The sequence below is a fragment of the Erwinia amylovora genome, from assembly GCF_017161565.1.
Lineage (GTDB): Bacteria > Pseudomonadota > Gammaproteobacteria > Enterobacterales > Enterobacteriaceae > Erwinia > Erwinia amylovora.
This window is the reverse complement of the sequence record NZ_CP066796.1, coordinates 271,532-287,992: the sequence shown is the minus strand read 5'-3', so window position 1 is coordinate 287,992 and position 16,461 is coordinate 271,532. Positions and strand designations below refer to the sequence as shown.

Below are 16,461 nucleotides of genomic sequence, written 5' to 3'. Positions count from 1 at the left end.
TTTCAACCTCTCAATCGCTCAATGACCTGATTAACCCAGGCTGATCTGCACGTCTACACCGGCAGCCAGATCCAGACGCATCAGAGCATCAACCGTTTTTTCAGTTGGCTCAACGATGTCAACCAGACGCTTGTGAGTGCGAATTTCATACTGATCGCGCGCATCTTTGTTGACGTGCGGGGAGATCAGAACGGTAAAGCGCTCTTTACGGGTCGGCAGCGGGATAGGACCACGTACCTGCGCACCAGTGCGCTTGGCAGTCTCTACGATTTCCGCAGTTGATTGATCGATCAGACGATGATCAAACGCTTTAAGACGGATACGGATTCTTTGGTTCTGCATGAGACCAGAGCTCCAATTATTTATAAACGAAAATAATTACTACCCACACCCATTACGATTGATGGGGGAGTGTAATCGTTGAGCACATAACCCGCATATCGCGAGTATTGTAGACAAGCACTTGCGCACCAGTCTGCAACTCATATCAAGTTGCGCCATACCCTATTGGCAGGCCCGCGTATTATACGTACATTCTTAGACAAAGCAACGGTAATATTGCTTTTCTGTGTATGCCCCACTGCGTCCTGAAATGCGTGCAAAAAAAAGAGCGCCGAAGCGCCCTTTTCTGTTTGCTCTGACAGGGATAACCTTGTCAGACAGATATCAGCAATTAAGCGATAACTTTAGCAACAACACCCGCACCAACGGTACGACCACCTTCACGGATGGCGAAACGCAGACCGTCGTCCATCGCGATTGGGTGGATCAGGGTCACAACCATCTGAATGTTGTCGCCTGGCATCACCATCTCAACGCCTTCTGGCAGTTCGATAGTCCCGGTCACGTCAGTAGTACGGAAGTAGAACTGTGGACGGTAGCCTTTGAAGAACGGAGTATGACGGCCGCCTTCGTCTTTAGACAGAATATAAACTTCTGACTCGAACTTGGTGTGTGGCTTGATGGTGCCTGGCTTCGCCAGAACCTGACCACGCTGGATATCTTCGCGCTTGATACCGCGCAGCAGGATACCACAGTTCTCACCCGCACGGCCTTCGTCCAGCAGCTTACGGAACATCTCAACGCCGGTACAGGTTGATTTCACGGTATCTTTGATACCAACGATTTCAACTTCTTCACCCACTTTAACCACACCGCGCTCTACACGACCGGTAACAACAGTACCACGGCCAGAGATAGAGAACACGTCTTCGATTGGCAGCAGGAACGGCTTGTCAATCGCACGCTCTGGTTCCGGGATGTAGTTATCCAGGTGACCAGCCAGTTCGATGATCTTCGCTTCCCACTCTGCTTCACCTTCCAGCGCTTTCAGCGCAGAACCGTGAACGATTGGCGTGTCGTCGCCTGGGAAGTCGTACTGTGACAGCAGGTCACGGACTTCCATCTCAACCAGCTCCAGCAGCTCTTCATCATCAACCATGTCACATTTGTTCAGGAACACGATGATGTATGGCACGCCAACCTGGCGACCCAGCAGGATGTGCTCACGAGTCTGAGGCATTGGGCCGTCAGTCGCAGCAACTACCAGAATCGCGCCGTCCATCTGCGCAGCACCGGTGATCATGTTTTTCACATAGTCGGCGTGGCCAGGGCAGTCAACGTGCGCGTAGTGGCGAGACTCGGTGTCATATTCAACGTGTGAAGTGTTGATGGTGATACCACGCGCTTTTTCTTCCGGTGCGTTATCGATCTGATCGAATGCACGAGCAGCGCCGCCGTAGGTTTTAGCCAGAACGGTGGTGATAGCTGCAGTCAGGGTGGTTTTACCGTGGTCAACGTGGCCGATAGTACCTACGTTGACGTGCGGTTTGGAACGTTCAAATTTTTCTTTAGCCACGGCGATATTCCTTACTTTCTGTGCTCACCCTGTGGGAGGCGAGCACGGGATCAATGGTGTAAACCCGAGAACTTATTTGCCACGGGCTTCGATAACGGCCTGAGCGACGTTGTTCGGCGCTTCAGCGTACTTCAGGAACTCCATAGAGTATGAAGCGCGGCCCTGAGTCTGTGAACGCAGGTCAGTTGCATAACCAAACATTTCAGACAGTGGTACCTGAGCACGAACGGTCTTACCGGTAGAAGTATCTTCCATACCTTCGATCATGCCGCGACGACGGTTAAGGTCACCGATTACGTCACCCATGTAGTCTTCTGGCGTTTCGACTTCAACCTTCATCACCGGCTCAAGGAGCACAGGTTTTGCTTTACCGAACGCAGATTTAAAGGCCAGAGAAGCAGCCAGTTTAAACGCCAGCTCGGAGGAGTCAACATCATGGTATGAACCGTAATGCAGACGAACCTTGATATCAACAACAGGATAACCAGCCAGTGGACCGGACTTCAGCTGCTCCTGAATACCTTTATCAACGGCCGGGATGAATTCTTTAGGAATCGAACCACCCACGATGTCGTTGACGAACTCGTAGCCAGGACCGCCAGCTTCCAGAGGCCCCATATCGATCACCACGTGACCGAACTGACCGCGACCACCCGACTGCTTAGCATGCTTACCTTCAACATCCTTAACGGTCTCACGGATGGTTTCACGGTAGGCTACCTGAGGCTTACCAACGTTGGCTTCAACGTTGAACTCACGTTTCATACGGTCAACCAGGATGTCGAGGTGAAGCTCACCCATACCGGCGATGATAGTCTGACCAGATTCTTCATCAGTCCACACGCGGAATGATGGATCTTCTTTCGCCAGACGGCCAAGAGCCAGACCCATTTTTTCCTGGTCAGCTTTGGTTTTTGGTTCAACCGCAACGGAGATAACCGGCTCAGGGAACTCCATACGCTCCAGAATGATCACGTTGCTCGGGTCACACAGGGTGTCACCGGTAGTTACGTCTTTCAGACCGATAGCTGCAGCGATGTCGCCTGCACGAACTTCTTTGATCTCTTCACGCTTGTTAGCGTGCATCTGAACGATACGGCCCAGACGCTCACGCTGCGATTTAACCGGGTTCATCACGGTGTCACCGGAGTTAACCACCCCAGAGTACACGCGGAAGAAGGTCAGGTTACCAACAAACGGGTCGGTAGCAATTTTGAACGCCAGCGCAGCAAACGGCTCTTTGTCGTCAGAGTGACGCACGGCCGGAGTGTCTTTACCATCGTCCAGGATACCGTTAATCGCGGTAACGTCAGTAGGTGCCGGCAGATATTCAACTACCGCATCCAGCATCGCCTGCACACCTTTGTTCTTAAAGGCAGAACCACAGGTGACCAGGATAACTTCATTGTTCAGAACGCGCTGACGCAGAGCACTTTTGATCTCTTCTTCAGTCAGTTCTTCACCACCCAGGTATTTCTCCATCAGCTCTTCAGAGGCTTCTGCTGCGGATTCAACCAGGTTCTGGTGCCATTCTTCAGCCAGTTCCTGCATATCAGCCGGGATCTCTTCGTATTCGAAGGTCACGCCCTGATCGGCATCGTTCCAGTTGATGGCTTTCATTTTCACCAGGTCAACAACACCGGTGAATTTCTCTTCCGCGCCGATTGCCAACTGAATGGGAACCGGGTTAGCCGCCAGGCGAGATTTGATCTGGCTGACAACTTTCAGGAAGTTAGCACCCATACGGTCCATTTTGTTAACGAACGCGATACGAGGAACTTTGTATTTGTTAGCCTGACGCCATACGGTTTCAGACTGTGGCTGCACGCCACCAACAGCACAGTAAACCATCACTGCGCCATCGAGTACACGCATTGAGCGCTCTACTTCGATGGTGAAGTCAACGTGTCCTGGGGTGTCGATAATGTTGACGCGGTGCGGCTCGAACTGCTTAGCCATACCAGACCAGAAAGCGGTAGTCGCTGCGGAGGTAATGGTGATGCCACGCTCCTGCTCCTGCGCCATCCAGTCCATGGTGGCTGCGCCATCATGCACTTCACCGATTTTGTGGTTTACACCGGTGTAGAACAGAATACGTTCGGTAGTTGTCGTCTTACCGGCGTCGATGTGTGCGCTGATACCAATGTTACGGTAGCGCGTTATGGGTGTTGTACGAGCCATTTGATTCCTCTGATTCTCGGACGTTCTAAGGCAGTCAAATCCCAGCGGGTTGGCTACTTGAACGCCCGCTGGGTTAATAACAACTACAGAGCTGTTACCAGCGGTAGTGAGCGAACGCCTTGTTGGCTTCGGCCATACGGTGAACGTCTTCACGTTTCTTCACTGCGGTACCTTTGTTTTCCGCAGCATCAGAAAGTTCGTTCGCCAGGCGCAGAGCCATAGATTTATCACCGCGTTTACGAGCAGCTTCAACGATCCAACGCATTGCCAGGGCATTACGACGAACCGGACGGACTTCAACTGGTACCTGATAAGTAGAACCACCAACGCGACGGGATTTCACTTCCACGGTTGGGCGGACGTTGTCCAGGGCTACTTCAAATGCTTCCAGCTCGTTTTTACCCGAACGCTGAGCCAGGGTCTCCAGCGCGTTATAAACGATTGTTTCAGCAGTAGATTTTTTACCATCTACCATCAGGATGTTTACGAATTTGGCCAGCAGCTCTGATCCGAACTTAGGATCTGGCAGAATTTTACGCTGACCAATGACGCGACGACGTGGCATAGGAATACTCCGTTGTTAATTCAGGATTGTCCAAAACTCTATGAGTTTATTATGACATTTAAGTTAAAACGTTTGGCCTTACTTAACGGAGAACCATTAAGCCTTTGGCTTCTTCACGCCGTACTTGGAGCGAGCCTGCTTACGGTCTTTAACACCTGAGCAGTCCAGCGCGCCACGGACGGTGTGGTAACGCACACCTGGCAAGTCTTTTACACGACCGCCACGGATCAGGATCACGGAGTGTTCCTGCAGGTTATGACCTTCACCACCGATGTAGGAGGTGACTTCAAAACCGTTGGTTAAACGAACACGACACACTTTACGCAGTGCGGAGTTCGGTTTTTTAGGGGTAGTCGTGTACACACGAGTACATACACCACGTTTCTGCGGGCAGGCTTCCAGCGCAGGCACGTTGCTTTTTGCAACTTTGCGTACGCGTGGTTTGCGAACCAGCTGGTTAACTGTTGCCATTAAATAGCTCCTGGGATTTAGCTTTTGCTTCGTAAACACGTAATAAATCGCCTCGTAGAATCACGAGGCCGCAGAATTTTAGGGCTGAGCTGAAAAAGAGTCAAGAAATAACCAGGATTACCGTCGTTACCAGGCCATTTGTTGCGGATTTCGCACCGTCAGCTTAACAAAATCAGTATAGCTTACCGCTGCGACCTTGGGCGAAATTTGAGCAATAAGGCCACGCGCTTGCAGATCTTCCCTTAGCGCATACAGATTGATGGGGGCATTCAGCAGCGCCTCAAGTGCCGCGCTGCCTTCCAGTGCGGCAATCACGCCATCCTGCAGCAATAAAACATCATCGTCCGCAGCCAGCAGCCGAAGTATGGCGGGAAAATCACAGCGAAATGGCGAGGTTGTCAGGGTATGCAGCATGGTTTCCTCAGAAAGTGATCACCCGGTCGTAGTCATTCAGCATCTGACGCAGCGCCTGCGGGGCCAGGACTTCGGCTGGCAACACGCGTTGGATGCCGGTGGTAATACCCCGTTCAGCCAGCGCCGCCGCACAAACATAACAGCGTTCGATATCATATAAAGGCAGAACGCCAAAGGTGGCGATGTAGTTGCGCGCCAGGATGCGCTGGGGCTGCTGGCCGCTGGTCAGCTGCAGCACGCCGTCACTGACAAAAAACAGCGCGACCTCATCGCTCAGTGCCGAGGTAGCCAGCACGGCATCCAGACCTTCACGTCCGGCGCTGGAGCCGTGCGGCCCCTGAGTGAAAACAAAAGCGACAGATTTCATCAGAATTGTACCAGTCGATCGCAGCTGAGCGCGGCTTCAGCCAGCGCGCCCAGCCCGGTAAGCGTAAACCCCTGAGCCAGGTTGGCCGAAGCGAGCCCAAGATTCTCCGCTTCCTGCTCATCACTGATGCCACGCCGCAGCGCCGCCGCAACGCATATATTCAGCGCCACACCATGCTGCTGGCGTAACTGCTGCCAGCGCCGGGTCAGGTCGACTTCATCACTGGCGGGGGCATTGAGTTCACTGGCATTCAGTACGCCCTCACGATAGAAGAAAACACTTTCAAGTGTATGCCCCTGCGCCACCAGTTCACTGGCAAACAGCCAGGCGCTGCTGGCATGCTGCGAACCATAAGCGGGACCGGTCACCATCAGGCAAAAACGCATTACTTCTCCTGTCCGTGGAAATCATCATTCTTAAACTGACGAATATAGAGGTATACCGTATGTTTAGAGATGTTCAGGCGGTCAGCAACCTGATTGATCGCATCTTTGATATCAAAAATGCCTTTCTCATACAGGTTTAGCACGATCTGGCGATTCTTGGCGTTGTTGGAAACGTTACGGTCGGTGCTGACCTCTTCAATGGTAAATTCCAGCGTTTGGGTGACCAGGTCCTCTACCGAGGAAGCGAAGTTGACCGCGGAGGCGACTTCCTGGGTCTCCGGCGGCATAAAAGTAGCCATTACCTGGGAAAACGGCACATCGAGGTTCATATTGATGCATAGCAGTCCGATGACCCGTCGATCGCGATTGCGGATAGCAATGGTGACCGATTTCATCAGCACACCGCTCTTCGCCCGGGTAAAGTAGGTTCTTGAAACGTTGCTATCCGTACCGGCCATATCATGCAGCATGCGCAAAGCCAGATCGGTGATCGGCGAGCCTATTTTACGCCCGGTATGTTCGCCATTGGCAATGCGTACCGCAGAACACTTAAGGTCTTCCAGCGAGTGCAGAACGATTTCGCAGTGCGTACCAATCAGCATGGCAAGACCATCGACAACGGCTTCGTAGGATTTGAGGATTTCAAAATCGCCGGGCATGAACGGGCGCTGTTCCAACAGCTCGGACTCCGCGACCTCTCCGGAAAGAAGTGAATTAGACATGAAACGACACCACCCTTTGACAAGAGCCTGTCACAAGGTGCCAGAGCAGACTCGTTGTTATTAAAATGCGCGCTGGTCAGTTTAGCAAATAACGAAAAGGCGTGTATGACCTTTGTTTGGAATTACGGCTTATCGCATAAAAGCAGAATAAACAGAGAGAAAAGCGGGGAACAAAACCGCCACCGACAGGTGGCGGTGGTCAGATTATTTTTTTGCTTTCGCGTCACCAGCAGCGGGTGCAGCCTGCCGGGAGTTAGACTCGTCTTTGGCAGCGGGTTTGATATCCAGCAGCTCCACATCAAATACCAGAGTAGAGTTAACCGGAATGCCCGGCACGCCGTTTTTGCCGTAAGCCAGGTTTGGTGGGATCACCAGCTTGATCTTGCCACCTTTTTTAACGTGCTTAAGACCTTCAGTCCAGCCAGGGATCACACCGTCCAGACGGAATGACAGCGGCTCGCCCCGGGTATAGGAGTTATCGAACTCTTTGCCGTCAATCAGAGTACCTTTGTAGTTAACAACCACAGTATCGCTGTCTTTCGGCACATCACCGCTACCTTCTTTCTCTACCAGATAGAGCAGACCGGTTTCGGTTTTCTTCACGCCTTTCTCTTTGGCGAATTTAGCCGCGTAAGCATCGCCCTTACTGGCGTTGTCCTTAGCGTCTTTTTCCATCTTCGCCTGCGCCGCACCCTTCACGCGCGCTTCGAACGATTGCAGCGTTTGCTCCACTTCCTTGTCGGAAAGCTTGCTTTTACCCGCAAACGCATCCTGAACGCCAGCAATGAGCTGAGATTTATCTAAGGTAATCCCCAGTTTTGCCTGTTCCTTCAAGGAGTTCTCCATGTAGCGCCCCAAAGATGCGCCCAGCGCGTAAGCCGATTGCTGGTTGTCATCTTTAAACGCGGCATTTTTAGGAGCCTGCTGCGCTGCTGCCGCCGACTGTGCCGGAGCGGCGGCTTCTGCAGCCATTGCCAGCGGAGCATTCAGCGCAACGGCCATCGTGGTAGCTAACAATGTGACTTTTAACAGTGATTTCATCCATTTCTCCAAAACCGAAGCGTCTCACCCCGGAAATCGTGTGCAGACCTGCGGCCGGTAATATAAACAGGTGCGAGATGGCAAAACAATCCCGCTATAAACGCTAAGTTAACTTCGGACCGCGACAGGTCCCGAAAGTTTCACCACCATGAATGGTGCCAGCAATCCGCTTTTTCAACCTCTGTCGATAAATCTAAGTCATATCACCTGTTTTCGCCTACATTTTGCCGTTAGAATCAGACAATTCACTCTGTCTGGCGCGTTACGGGCAGCAATAAAAAGGAAATAACATGCAATACACGCAATGGGAACAGCGGCTGGAGGTACTGGAGAGCAAGCTGGCATTTCAGGAGCACACTATTGAGGAATTGAATCTGACGATTGTGCAACATGAACTGGACATGGCCCGGCTGCGCGAACAAATGCGTCTGCTAACCGATAAGTTGAAGGCCGCCGCGCCGTCGATGATCGCTTCCCAGTCGGAAGAGACTCCTCCCCCTCACTATTGACGCCATGTCCGTGCAGGGCCTCGCCTGTGCCGTGCCTTGCTGTTTTCCGCCGCTTTACATCAATGATTGCCAGCCCGTACCGGCAAGCAGAAAAAACAAAGGCCACCCGTAGGTGGCCTGGAACATTTCAGCGCAGCATTAGTGGCTGCAACCGCAACCGCCGGTACCACAACCGCCCTGACCGTGGTCATGGTCGTGGTCGTGGTGATGATCGTTCTCACCGTGAACATGGCCGTGAGACAGCTCTTCTTCGGTGGCTTCACGGATGCCCATCACTTCCACGTTGAAGTTCAGGTTTTGTCCCGCCAGCATGTGGTTACCATCAACCACGACGTGCTCATCTTCCACTTCAGTAATTTCAACCGGCACCGGACCCTGATCGGTTTCTGCCAGGAAGCGCATGCCAACCTGCAGTTCGTCTACGCCCATAAAGACGTCTTTAGGTACGCGTTGAACCAGATTGTCATCGTAAGGGCCGTAAGCATCGTTTGAGGCGATATTCACATCAAATTTGTCGCCGACCACATGATCTTCCAGCGCTTTTTCCAGCCCGGAAATCAGGGAACCATGACCGTGCAGGTAATCGAGCGGTGCACTGACCGGAGATTCATCAACCAACACACCGTCTTCTGTACGCACCTGGTATGCCAGGCTGACCACGAGGTCTTTTGCTACTTTCATGATTACTCCTAACCGTTGAGAGCTTGAGCCATGAATTTATTGGCTGGATTAAACCAGCCTGCGTGCTCTAAGTGGCACGATTGTAGCGAATTTTAACGCATCTGTACGCTACAGCATGAAAAAAGCTGCGCTTAAGCGCTACTCAGGATGAAAAATGCCAATCACCTGCTCATGGCTGCGCACCTGTTCACGCGCCTGTTTATCCGCTTCCCGCATCTGATGACCGCACGTAACGCACTCGACCACATCAATATTATTTTCTCGCCACAGGGCGAGGGTATCTTTTGCCTGGCACTTCGGGCAGACAGCGCCAGCGATAAAACGTTTACGCATAATGGTTCCAGTAACAGCACGGGGCAAGCGCAAAACGCCGCCGCCCGCATGGTGAATTAATCAGCGTCATCCCAGCCGTCAAACTGCCGTTTTTCATGACGCAGTTCGGCCTGGAAGATCTCCTCCAGTTCGCGGCGTGCTTCTTTGACGCGTGAGATTTGCTGGCTGTCGTCATGATTCGGCATCAGCTCACGCAGCATACGCATGTCCAGACGACGGAAATGCTGCTGGGCGCGGAACGCCTGATGGGGATGCATGCCCAGCGACATTAACGTTTTGCGCCCCAGCTCCAGGGCGCTGCTAAAGGTTTCGCGTGAGAACTGGGTTACGCCTGCCTGCAGCAGCTCATGGGCCTCCACGCGGCCGCGGGCGCGCGCCAGAATGTGCAGATGAGGGAAATGTTGCTGGCACAGGTGAACGATCGCCATCGCATCTTCCGGGCCGTTGCAGGTTATCACCAATGACTGGGCGGTTTCTGCCCCCGCTGCGCGTAACAGCTCCAGCTGCGTCGCATCGCCATAGTAAACCTTGTAACCGTATCTGCGCATCAGGCTGACCGCACTGATATCGCGTTCCAGCACCGTAATGCGCCTTTCATTGGCCATCAGCAGGCGGGCCACCACCTGACCAAAACGACCGAAACCGACCACGATCACCTGCGGCTTATCATCTTCGACAAACGGCTTCTCCTGGTTGTCATCCACCTCGTTGAAACGGTGCCTGAGAATTTTATCCACGCCCTGCATCAGTAGCGGCGTGGTCATCATCGACAGCGTGACCGTCACCAGCAGCAGCGGCATCTGGTCGCCGCTAAACAGGTTGGCAGAAGATGCCGCCGAGAACAGCACGAAAGCGAACTCCCCCCCCTGGCTGAGCACGCCGGAAAATTGCAGGCGTTCCGAGCTACGCAAGCCGTAAACACGCGCTAACAGATACAGCACGGCGGTTTTTACCGCCACCAGCAGCAGCACGCCAGTCAGGATCTCAGTCATATGGGTATAGAGCACGCCAAGATTCAGCGCCATACCGACCGAAATGAAGAACAGCCCGAGCAGCAAGCCTTTAAACGGGTCGATGGCGATTTCCAGCTCGTGCCGATATTCGCTTTCCGCCAGCAAAATGCCGGCAATAAAGGTGCCCAGCGCCATCGAAAGGCCGAGGGCGTCCATAAACAGCGCGAAGCCTAAGACCAACAGCAGCGCGGCGGCGGTAAACACCTCGCGCACGCCGGAAGCGGCAATGAAACGAAAAATCGGCCGCAGCAGGTAGCGGCCGCCGACCAGCAACCCGGCGAACGCCAGCACCTTCATGCCCAGTTTCATCCAGTCGGTATGGCCGCTGTCGCTGCCCGCCAGCAGCGGCACCAGCGCCAAAGCCGGGATCACCGCAAGGTCCTGGAACAGCAGCACCGAAAAGCCAAGCTGGCCGGACTCATTACGGTTCATTGCCTTATCACGCATCAGCTGCAGGGCCATCGCCGTCGAGGACATCGCCAGGCCAATCCCGCCAATGGTCGCCGCCTGCCAGGAAAAGTCAGTCAGCCATAAAATCCCGCCCAGCACGGCAGCACTGAGCAGCACCTGGGCGGCACCCACGCCGAAAATCGAGCGCCGCAGCTCCCACAGCTTCGACGGTTTCAACTCCAGGCCGATGATAAACATCAGGAACACCACGCCCATCTCAGAAAAGTGCAGGATCTCCTGCACGTCGCTGATAAAGCCTAAACCCCAGGGGCCGATAGCAATACCCGCCAACAAATAGCCTAAAACTGCCCCTATGCCGAGGCGAGCGGCAATCGGCACCGCAATCACTGCTGCGCAAAGATATAACAAGCCCGCGGTCAGGAGGCTTTGTCCTTCCATTTAAACTCCCCCGTGTGGCAATGGATTCGCCAGCCAGTCGCCATAGGCGCGGGCATAATTTTTCATCGTTTCAGCGCTCTGACGCCGCGCCCAGTAAATGATCATCGGTGTCATCCAGTGCATGCGGCACATCTGCGCCGTTAGCTCAAAAGGCCGCATAATCTCCGACATCGGATAACGGTTCAGCCCTTCCTGATGATAAGCCGCTTCCGGTTCTCCGGTGGTGATCACACTGCGCCAGTATTTTCCTTCCAGCTCATTACCGCCAGGCCCGCTGGCGAAGCCCCGCGACAGCACGCGGTCCAGCCACTCTTTGAGCAAAGCGGGGCAGCTGTAGGTATAAAGTGGATGTTGAAACACAATGATTTGATGTTCACGCAGCAGCTGCTGCTCATGGCGAATATCGATAAAGAAATCCGGATATTGTGCGTACAGATCATGGACCGTCACATGTGGCGAATGCCGCGCCGGCTGTAGCAAAACGCGATTAGCAATCGAATCCTGAGACTCCGGATGAGCATACAACAGCAGGACTTTAGGCGGCTGTGACATTCATTCCCCTCCAAATCGTCGTCATGGCGAGTGATTTCCGCTACCATGCACAACGCACCGGAACACTGGATTCCGTAAAACTGATTGCGATGGCTTAATTTAACATATTCTGAACTGACGGCGCTTATGATTGTATTCTCCTCGTTACAAATTCGTCGCGGTGTCCGCGTCCTGCTGGACAACGCCACGGCGACGATTAACCCCGGCCAGAAAGTCGGTCTGGTGGGTAAAAACGGCTGCGGCAAATCCACCCTGCTGGCGCTGCTTAAGAACGAGATAAGCGCCGATGCGGGCAGCTTCAGCTATCCGGGAAACTGGTCGCTGGCATGGGTCAATCAGGAAACCCCGGCGCTGGACACGCCAGCTATTGAATATGTTATCGATGGCGACCGTGAATTTCGCCAGCTTGAATCTGCATTAGCCGATGCCAATGAGCTTAACGATGGGAATGCCATTGCCACGCTGCATGGCAAACTCGATGCGGTTCAGGCCTGGACCATTCAGTCACGCGCGGCCAGCCTGCTCAACGGGCTGGGCTTCAGCCAGCAACAGCTGCAGCGCCCGGTCAGCGACTTTTCCGGCGGCTGGCGCATGCGTCTGAACCTGGCACAGGCGCTGATCTGCCGATCTGATTTGCTATTGCTCGACGAACCGACCAACCACCTTGACCTGGATGCGGTGATCTGGCTGGAGCGCTGGCTGAAAAGCTACGCCGGCACGCTGATCCTGATTTCGCACGACCGCGACTTCCTCGACCCGGTGGTGGACAAGATTTTACATATCGAGCAGCAGTCCATTTTTGAATACACCGGCAACTACAGCTCATTTGAAATTCAGCGCGCCGCCAAGCTGTCGCAGCAGCAGTCAATGTTCGAGCATCAGCAACAAAAAGTGGCGCATCTGCAAAGTTTTATCGACCGCTTTAAAGCCAAAGCCAGTAAGGCAAAACAGGCGCAGAGCCGGATTAAAATGCTGGAGCGCATGGAGCTGATCGCCCCGGCGCACGTTGATAATCCCTTTACCTTCAGCTTCCGCGAGCCGGAGAGCCTGCCGAACCCGCTGTTGAAGATGGAAAAAGTCAGCGCCGGTTACGGCGAGCGTAAAATCCTCAACTCGATTAAGCTGAACCTGGTTCCGGGGTCACGCATCGGCCTGCTGGGGCGCAACGGTGCCGGTAAATCAACGCTGATTAAGTTACTGGCGGGCGAACTTGCCCCTTTACAGGGTGAAATTGGCCTGGCGAAAGGCATCAAGCTCGGCTACTTCGCGCAGCATCAGCTGGAATTCCTGCGCGCCGACGAGTCGCCGATCCAGCATCTGGTGCGCCTGGCGCCAAAAGTGCTGGAGCAGCAGCTGCGCGATTACCTTGGCGGCTTTGGCTTCCAGGGCGACAAGGTCAGTGAAGAGACACGGCGCTTTTCCGGCGGTGAAAAAGCGCGGCTGGTGCTGGCGCTGGTCGTCTGGCAGCGCCCCAACCTGCTGCTGCTGGATGAGCCAACCAACCACCTTGACCTGGATATGCGCCAGGCGTTAACCGAGGCGCTAATCGACTTCGAAGGTGCGCTGGTGGTGGTTTCTCACGACCGTCACCTGCTGCGTTCCACCACTGACGATCTCTGCCTGGTGCATGATGGCAAAGTCGAACCCTTTGCCGGCGATTTAGAAGATTACCAGCAGTGGCTAAGCGAGCAGCAGCGGCAGAGCGCTGACGGCGACGCGCCGAAGGCGGACAGCACCAACAGCGCCCAGGCACGTAAGGACCAGAAGCGTCGCGAGGCCGAGCTGCGCACTCACACGCAGCCGTTGCGCAAGCAGCTTGAGAAACTGGAAAAACTGATGGAAAAGCATCATGCGCGGCTGGCCGATGCGGAAGGCCAGCTGTCAGACGCCACTCTCTATGAGCAGGCACGTAAAGCCGATCTCACCGCAGCACTGCAGCAGCAGGCGACGGCAAAATCAGCGCTGGAAGAGTGCGAGCTGGCGTGGCTGGAAGCACAAGAGCAGCTGGAAACCATGCTGGCTTCCTGATGCTTAGCCCGAATATCTGAAAGGCAGAACACATGTTGACTGAATACCTAAGGGAGATGTCAATTCTTCCTTTTTAACCCTCTGATTCGCCGAAATGTCTCAAAGGGTGTGAGCTGAACCTTCAGGTATTTCACCGCGTTTCACCCGCCGTCGCCGCAGCTGAATACCCTGTTTAGCGTCAGGCGGTGTTCCGCCAGCGTCTGATTAATCGACGGGCATGCAGCGTCAGAGCAAGGTGGAAAAACAGACGGCGTGGTTCGCCGTCTCTGTTTATAGCGAAAAGTCTCAACGCGCTAAGGGCGGCTGCGGCTTAAGAAACGGAATCCCTCGCCGTTAGGTGCAGGGGGTACTTCAGGGGATTAATCATAGTAAGCCACCTTACGTTCAGCGCCATTGATATTCAGCAAGACGAAACCCGTGGGCGTGGTCTTATCTGCTGGTATTCCCGTTGCCGTTGCCAGCGTTACCAAACCCTTTTCGTTAGCACCTATGCCCGCAACACCATTATGTATGCCGAAGCGCGCCACAGGTTTCAGGCTGCCAATCTGACTCTCGTCACTGACCAGCGACATGTCTGCATCAAACAGCGAGCAGACGCCGGACTCGAAACGCGTCGGCCCGGTGGTGGTAAGATTGAACATCGTTGCACCGCTTTTCGCTTTCAGCTTCACCCATACTGAGGTGCGGCTCGTCCCTTCGCGGCTGTAACGCATCTCCAGAATGGCGGGTTGCCCCCTATGGAAACAGTCTGCCGAAACGGAATCGAGCTTTTGCAAATTAATCCACGTTTTTCCTGCACCGGGCAGATTGACGGGTGAGGTAGCACTGTCTGATGGTGCGGTACTATCTGCTTTACTGATTAATTCAATTTCCCACAGCTGATTGGATTTGGCGAAGTAAAGGCGTCCCAGACGATACCAGTTATCCTTATCGGTATTATTTTCCAGTTTATAACCGCTGAAATAACCGACCTTAAGCGATCCTGTTAAGCTCGTCCCATAATTTTCATCCCTGCGGTGACCATATTCGTAATCGGAAAGCCATCTTCCTGAAGTCTTTGCAAGATCCAAAGTGGAGCCGGACTGAAGGTTAATCTGGCGCATCAGAATGCGGCTATTACTGAGAATAAATGGCTTGTGGCAGTCTTCAATATTTAATGTATCAATCGTCCAGCCTCCGTCTGAGAGATTGCCCGGATTTCGCGTGTGTTCAATCCAGACATTGCGAATAATACCCTGTGTTACCCGAGGCATATAAAGCGTTGCATCCCCATAACCCGACTGGAAATTAGCGTTACATAATTCAATGGCAGTAGAGTGATCCCAGGCTCCCTCTGGTCGGTTTGACCAGCCAACGTCGAGGACGCGGGAAAATGTTTTCAGGGTATAGAATTGCTCAAATTTGCTGTCGAAGGTGTCCTGTAATTTGAATATGGTTCCCCCGCTGTATTGTCCACGGAAGTGGCTGATGTTGACTAACTGGCCGCCCTGACAAATATTTTCCAGGAAGGGCTGCACGTTGGAGCACATTTCGGCAGTGATGGTGCCCACATTATTATTGGTGTCCGCGCTGGCCTGCCCGTCCCAGGTAAGCCCTTTTATCGTCATACGCCGTGCATTTATCTTGAACACGGTATTGGAACTTTGGTCAGAAACAATCGTCGTAGACGGCAAAGATCCTAAGGGAATGCCCACGCCCTCCAGGCCAAAAAAGGGGATCTCGGCACCGCTAAAATCGAGTGGCCTAATCAAAAATCGACCGCACGGAAAGCGCACGGGCAGGCTTTTTATGTTCTGATTGTAGTTCTGAACCCAGCTCAACATGCTGGTAAAAGCGCCAGTGTCGTCGGTTTTGCCATCGCCTTTTGCACCGAAATGAAGCACGTTCAATTCCTGTGGATCAGTCACTGCACGTTTCCAGTAAAAGCCCTCTCCCAGAGCAATCGTGCCGTTGTCATCTTTCAGATCTGTCGTGGCCGGCAAGCCAATAAAGTGTCCGCCACCACGGGGACTGGGTTCGTTGTCATAATAGCTTTTGAGAAAGACAACCTCGCCAGATTTTGACGGTACTGTCATGCGCAGTTCAGCAAATGAATTTAATTCGATCATCGAATACTCCTGAGTACGAAAACCAAAAAAGAATAATGCTTAGCGAATAAAAAGGTTCAGAAGAAACCCGCAGCGTAAATTGCGGCATTCTGCATAAAGAAAAAGGATAAATAATTTCCAACCTCCCCTTCATCATTTCACGTCCATAATGAAATTCCGGTCATCAGCTTTTATATAAAAAGGCTAATACACCATTTACTGATTACCGTTAAATTATTTTAACCACTTAAGGGGATATGACACGTTGGGGAAGTTGTACGTGGAACCACACATATCTGAAACTCAGGCGTTGATATTCCCTGGCCTGCAACACACCAGACAGATCCCATCTGTTCTCCACAAGGCCATCAGTTGTCGCCGAAGGTGAGCCAGGGAAAAACCTC

At 53.3% G+C, this 16,461-nt stretch carries 17 protein-coding genes; 2 read left to right on the top strand and 15 right to left on the bottom strand.

What is annotated here, in order from left to right:
• Positions 1-30 precede the first annotated feature (30 nt).
• The 10 genes from rpsJ to fkpA form a co-directional block, all read right to left on the bottom strand.
• Positions 31-342: a 30S ribosomal protein S10 gene (rpsJ, locus tag JGC47_RS01255; protein ID WP_001181005.1), complete on the bottom strand. Its 312-nt coding sequence runs from the start codon at positions 340-342 to the stop codon at positions 31-33.
• A gap of 331 nt (positions 343-673) precedes the next feature.
• Entirely contained in the window at positions 674-1,858 is a 1,185-nt protein-coding gene (gene tuf, locus JGC47_RS01250; protein WP_004160596.1) for an elongation factor Tu, read from the bottom strand.
• 72 nt (positions 1,859-1,930) lie between these two features.
• Positions 1,931-4,039, bottom strand: coding sequence for an elongation factor G (gene fusA, locus JGC47_RS01245; protein ID WP_004160597.1), 2,109 nt, complete (start codon positions 4,037-4,039; stop codon positions 1,931-1,933).
• 94 nt (positions 4,040-4,133) lie between these two features.
• The gene (gene rpsG, locus JGC47_RS01240; protein ID WP_004160604.1) at positions 4,134-4,604 is read right to left on the bottom strand and encodes a 30S ribosomal protein S7; all 471 of its coding nucleotides are present in this window, start codon (positions 4,602-4,604) and stop codon (positions 4,134-4,136) included.
• Between the two features lie 96 nt (positions 4,605-4,700).
• Positions 4,701-5,075 (bottom strand): 30S ribosomal protein S12, encoded by a 375-nt coding sequence (gene rpsL, locus JGC47_RS01235; protein WP_003852912.1) that lies wholly within the window; start codon positions 5,073-5,075, stop codon positions 4,701-4,703.
• 126 nt (positions 5,076-5,201) lie between these two features.
• A complete protein-coding gene (tusB, locus tag JGC47_RS01230; RefSeq protein ID WP_004160605.1) occupies positions 5,202-5,489 on the bottom strand; it encodes a sulfurtransferase complex subunit TusB in 288 nt (95 codons plus the stop codon).
• A 7-nt stretch (positions 5,490-5,496) separates the two neighbouring features.
• Positions 5,497-5,856, bottom strand: coding sequence for a sulfurtransferase complex subunit TusC (gene tusC, locus JGC47_RS01225; RefSeq protein ID WP_004160606.1), 360 nt, complete (start codon positions 5,854-5,856; stop codon positions 5,497-5,499).
• A complete protein-coding gene (gene tusD / locus JGC47_RS01220; protein ID WP_004160608.1) occupies positions 5,856-6,242 on the bottom strand; it encodes a sulfurtransferase complex subunit TusD in 387 nt (128 codons plus the stop codon). The genes tusC and tusD overlap by 1 nt, the downstream gene beginning before the upstream one ends.
• Positions 6,242-6,964, bottom strand: coding sequence for a helix-turn-helix transcriptional regulator (locus JGC47_RS01215; protein ID WP_004160615.1), 723 nt, complete (start codon positions 6,962-6,964; stop codon positions 6,242-6,244). Before JGC47_RS01215 ends, tusD begins: the two co-directional genes overlap by 1 nt.
• A 204-nt stretch (positions 6,965-7,168) precedes the next feature.
• The gene (gene fkpA / locus JGC47_RS01210) at positions 7,169-8,005 is read right to left on the bottom strand and encodes an FKBP-type peptidyl-prolyl cis-trans isomerase (RefSeq protein ID WP_004160616.1); all 837 of its coding nucleotides are present in this window, start codon (positions 8,003-8,005) and stop codon (positions 7,169-7,171) included.
• 290 nt (positions 8,006-8,295) lie between these two features.
• Here fkpA and JGC47_RS01205 point away from each other — a divergent pair, with 290 nt between their 5' ends.
• A complete protein-coding gene (locus JGC47_RS01205) occupies positions 8,296-8,514 on the top strand; it encodes a protein SlyX (RefSeq protein WP_004160618.1) in 219 nt (72 codons plus the stop codon).
• A gap of 138 nt (positions 8,515-8,652) precedes the next feature.
• On the opposite strand, the gene slyD is transcribed toward JGC47_RS01205, so the two are convergent.
• The 4 genes from slyD to kefG all read right to left on the bottom strand — a co-directional run bounded on the left by slyD (position 8,653) and on the right by kefG (position 11,942).
• Positions 8,653-9,195, bottom strand: coding sequence for a peptidylprolyl isomerase (gene slyD, locus JGC47_RS01200; protein WP_004160627.1), 543 nt, complete (start codon positions 9,193-9,195; stop codon positions 8,653-8,655).
• Between the two features lie 138 nt (positions 9,196-9,333).
• Positions 9,334-9,528 carry a YheV family putative zinc ribbon protein gene (locus JGC47_RS01195; RefSeq protein WP_004160629.1) on the bottom strand — a complete coding sequence of 65 codons (195 nt, stop codon included), beginning with the start codon at positions 9,526-9,528 and terminating at the stop codon, positions 9,334-9,336.
• Between the two features lie 56 nt (positions 9,529-9,584).
• On the bottom strand, positions 9,585-11,390 hold the full coding sequence (kefB, locus tag JGC47_RS01190) for a glutathione-regulated potassium-efflux system protein KefB (protein WP_004160631.1): 1,806 nt from the start codon (positions 11,388-11,390) through the stop codon (positions 9,585-9,587).
• A complete protein-coding gene (gene kefG, locus JGC47_RS01185) occupies positions 11,391-11,942 on the bottom strand; it encodes a glutathione-regulated potassium-efflux system ancillary protein KefG (RefSeq protein ID WP_004160632.1) in 552 nt (183 codons plus the stop codon).
• Positions 11,943-12,068: 126 nt separating this feature from the next.
• Here kefG and JGC47_RS01180 point away from each other — a divergent pair, with 126 nt between their 5' ends.
• On the top strand, positions 12,069-13,970 hold the full coding sequence (locus JGC47_RS01180; RefSeq protein WP_004160634.1) for an ABC transporter ATP-binding protein: 1,902 nt from the start codon (positions 12,069-12,071) through the stop codon (positions 13,968-13,970).
• 359 nt (positions 13,971-14,329) lie between these two features.
• On the opposite strand, the gene JGC47_RS01175 is transcribed toward JGC47_RS01180, so the two are convergent.
• Positions 14,330-16,078, bottom strand: a complete 1,749-nt coding sequence (locus tag JGC47_RS01175; protein WP_004160638.1) for a hypothetical protein — start codon at positions 16,076-16,078, stop codon at positions 14,330-14,332.
• Positions 16,079-16,461 lie beyond the last annotated feature (383 nt).

Bases quoted from the DNA above. Each gene is read 5' to 3' on its own strand.
- slyD (WP_004160627.1), bottom strand. From the start codon at position 9,195: ATGAAAGTAGCAAAAGACCTCGTGGTCAGCCTGGCATACCAGGTGCGT.
- JGC47_RS01215 (WP_004160615.1), bottom strand. From the start codon at position 6,964: ATGTCTAATTCACTTCTTTCCGGAGAGGTCGCGGAGTCCGAGCTGTTG.
- tusB (WP_004160605.1), bottom strand. From the start codon at position 5,489: ATGCTGCATACCCTGACAACCTCGCCATTTCGCTGTGATTTTCCCGCC.
- fkpA (WP_004160616.1), bottom strand. From the start codon at position 8,005: ATGAAATCACTGTTAAAAGTCACATTGTTAGCTACCACGATGGCCGTT.
- rpsL (WP_003852912.1), bottom strand. From the start codon at position 5,075: ATGGCAACAGTTAACCAGCTGGTTCGCAAACCACGCGTACGCAAAGTT.
- JGC47_RS01195 (WP_004160629.1), bottom strand. From the start codon at position 9,528: ATGCGTAAACGTTTTATCGCTGGCGCTGTCTGCCCGAAGTGCCAGGCA.
- JGC47_RS01175 (WP_004160638.1), bottom strand. From the start codon at position 16,078: ATGATCGAATTAAATTCATTTGCTGAACTGCGCATGACAGTACCGTCA.
- JGC47_RS01180 (WP_004160634.1), top strand. From the start codon at position 12,069: ATGATTGTATTCTCCTCGTTACAAATTCGTCGCGGTGTCCGCGTCCTG.
- tusC (WP_004160606.1), bottom strand. From the start codon at position 5,856: ATGAAATCTGTCGCTTTTGTTTTCACTCAGGGGCCGCACGGCTCCAGC.
- kefB (WP_004160631.1), bottom strand. From the start codon at position 11,390: ATGGAAGGACAAAGCCTCCTGACCGCGGGCTTGTTATATCTTTGCGCA.
- rpsG (WP_004160604.1), bottom strand. From the start codon at position 4,604: ATGCCACGTCGTCGCGTCATTGGTCAGCGTAAAATTCTGCCAGATCCT.
- JGC47_RS01205 (WP_004160618.1), top strand. From the start codon at position 8,296: ATGCAATACACGCAATGGGAACAGCGGCTGGAGGTACTGGAGAGCAAG.
- fusA (WP_004160597.1), bottom strand. From the start codon at position 4,039: ATGGCTCGTACAACACCCATAACGCGCTACCGTAACATTGGTATCAGC.
- tusD (WP_004160608.1), bottom strand. From the start codon at position 6,242: ATGCGTTTTTGCCTGATGGTGACCGGTCCCGCTTATGGTTCGCAGCAT.
- rpsJ (WP_001181005.1), bottom strand. From the start codon at position 342: ATGCAGAACCAAAGAATCCGTATCCGTCTTAAAGCGTTTGATCATCGT.
- kefG (WP_004160632.1), bottom strand. From the start codon at position 11,942: ATGTCACAGCCGCCTAAAGTCCTGCTGTTGTATGCTCATCCGGAGTCT.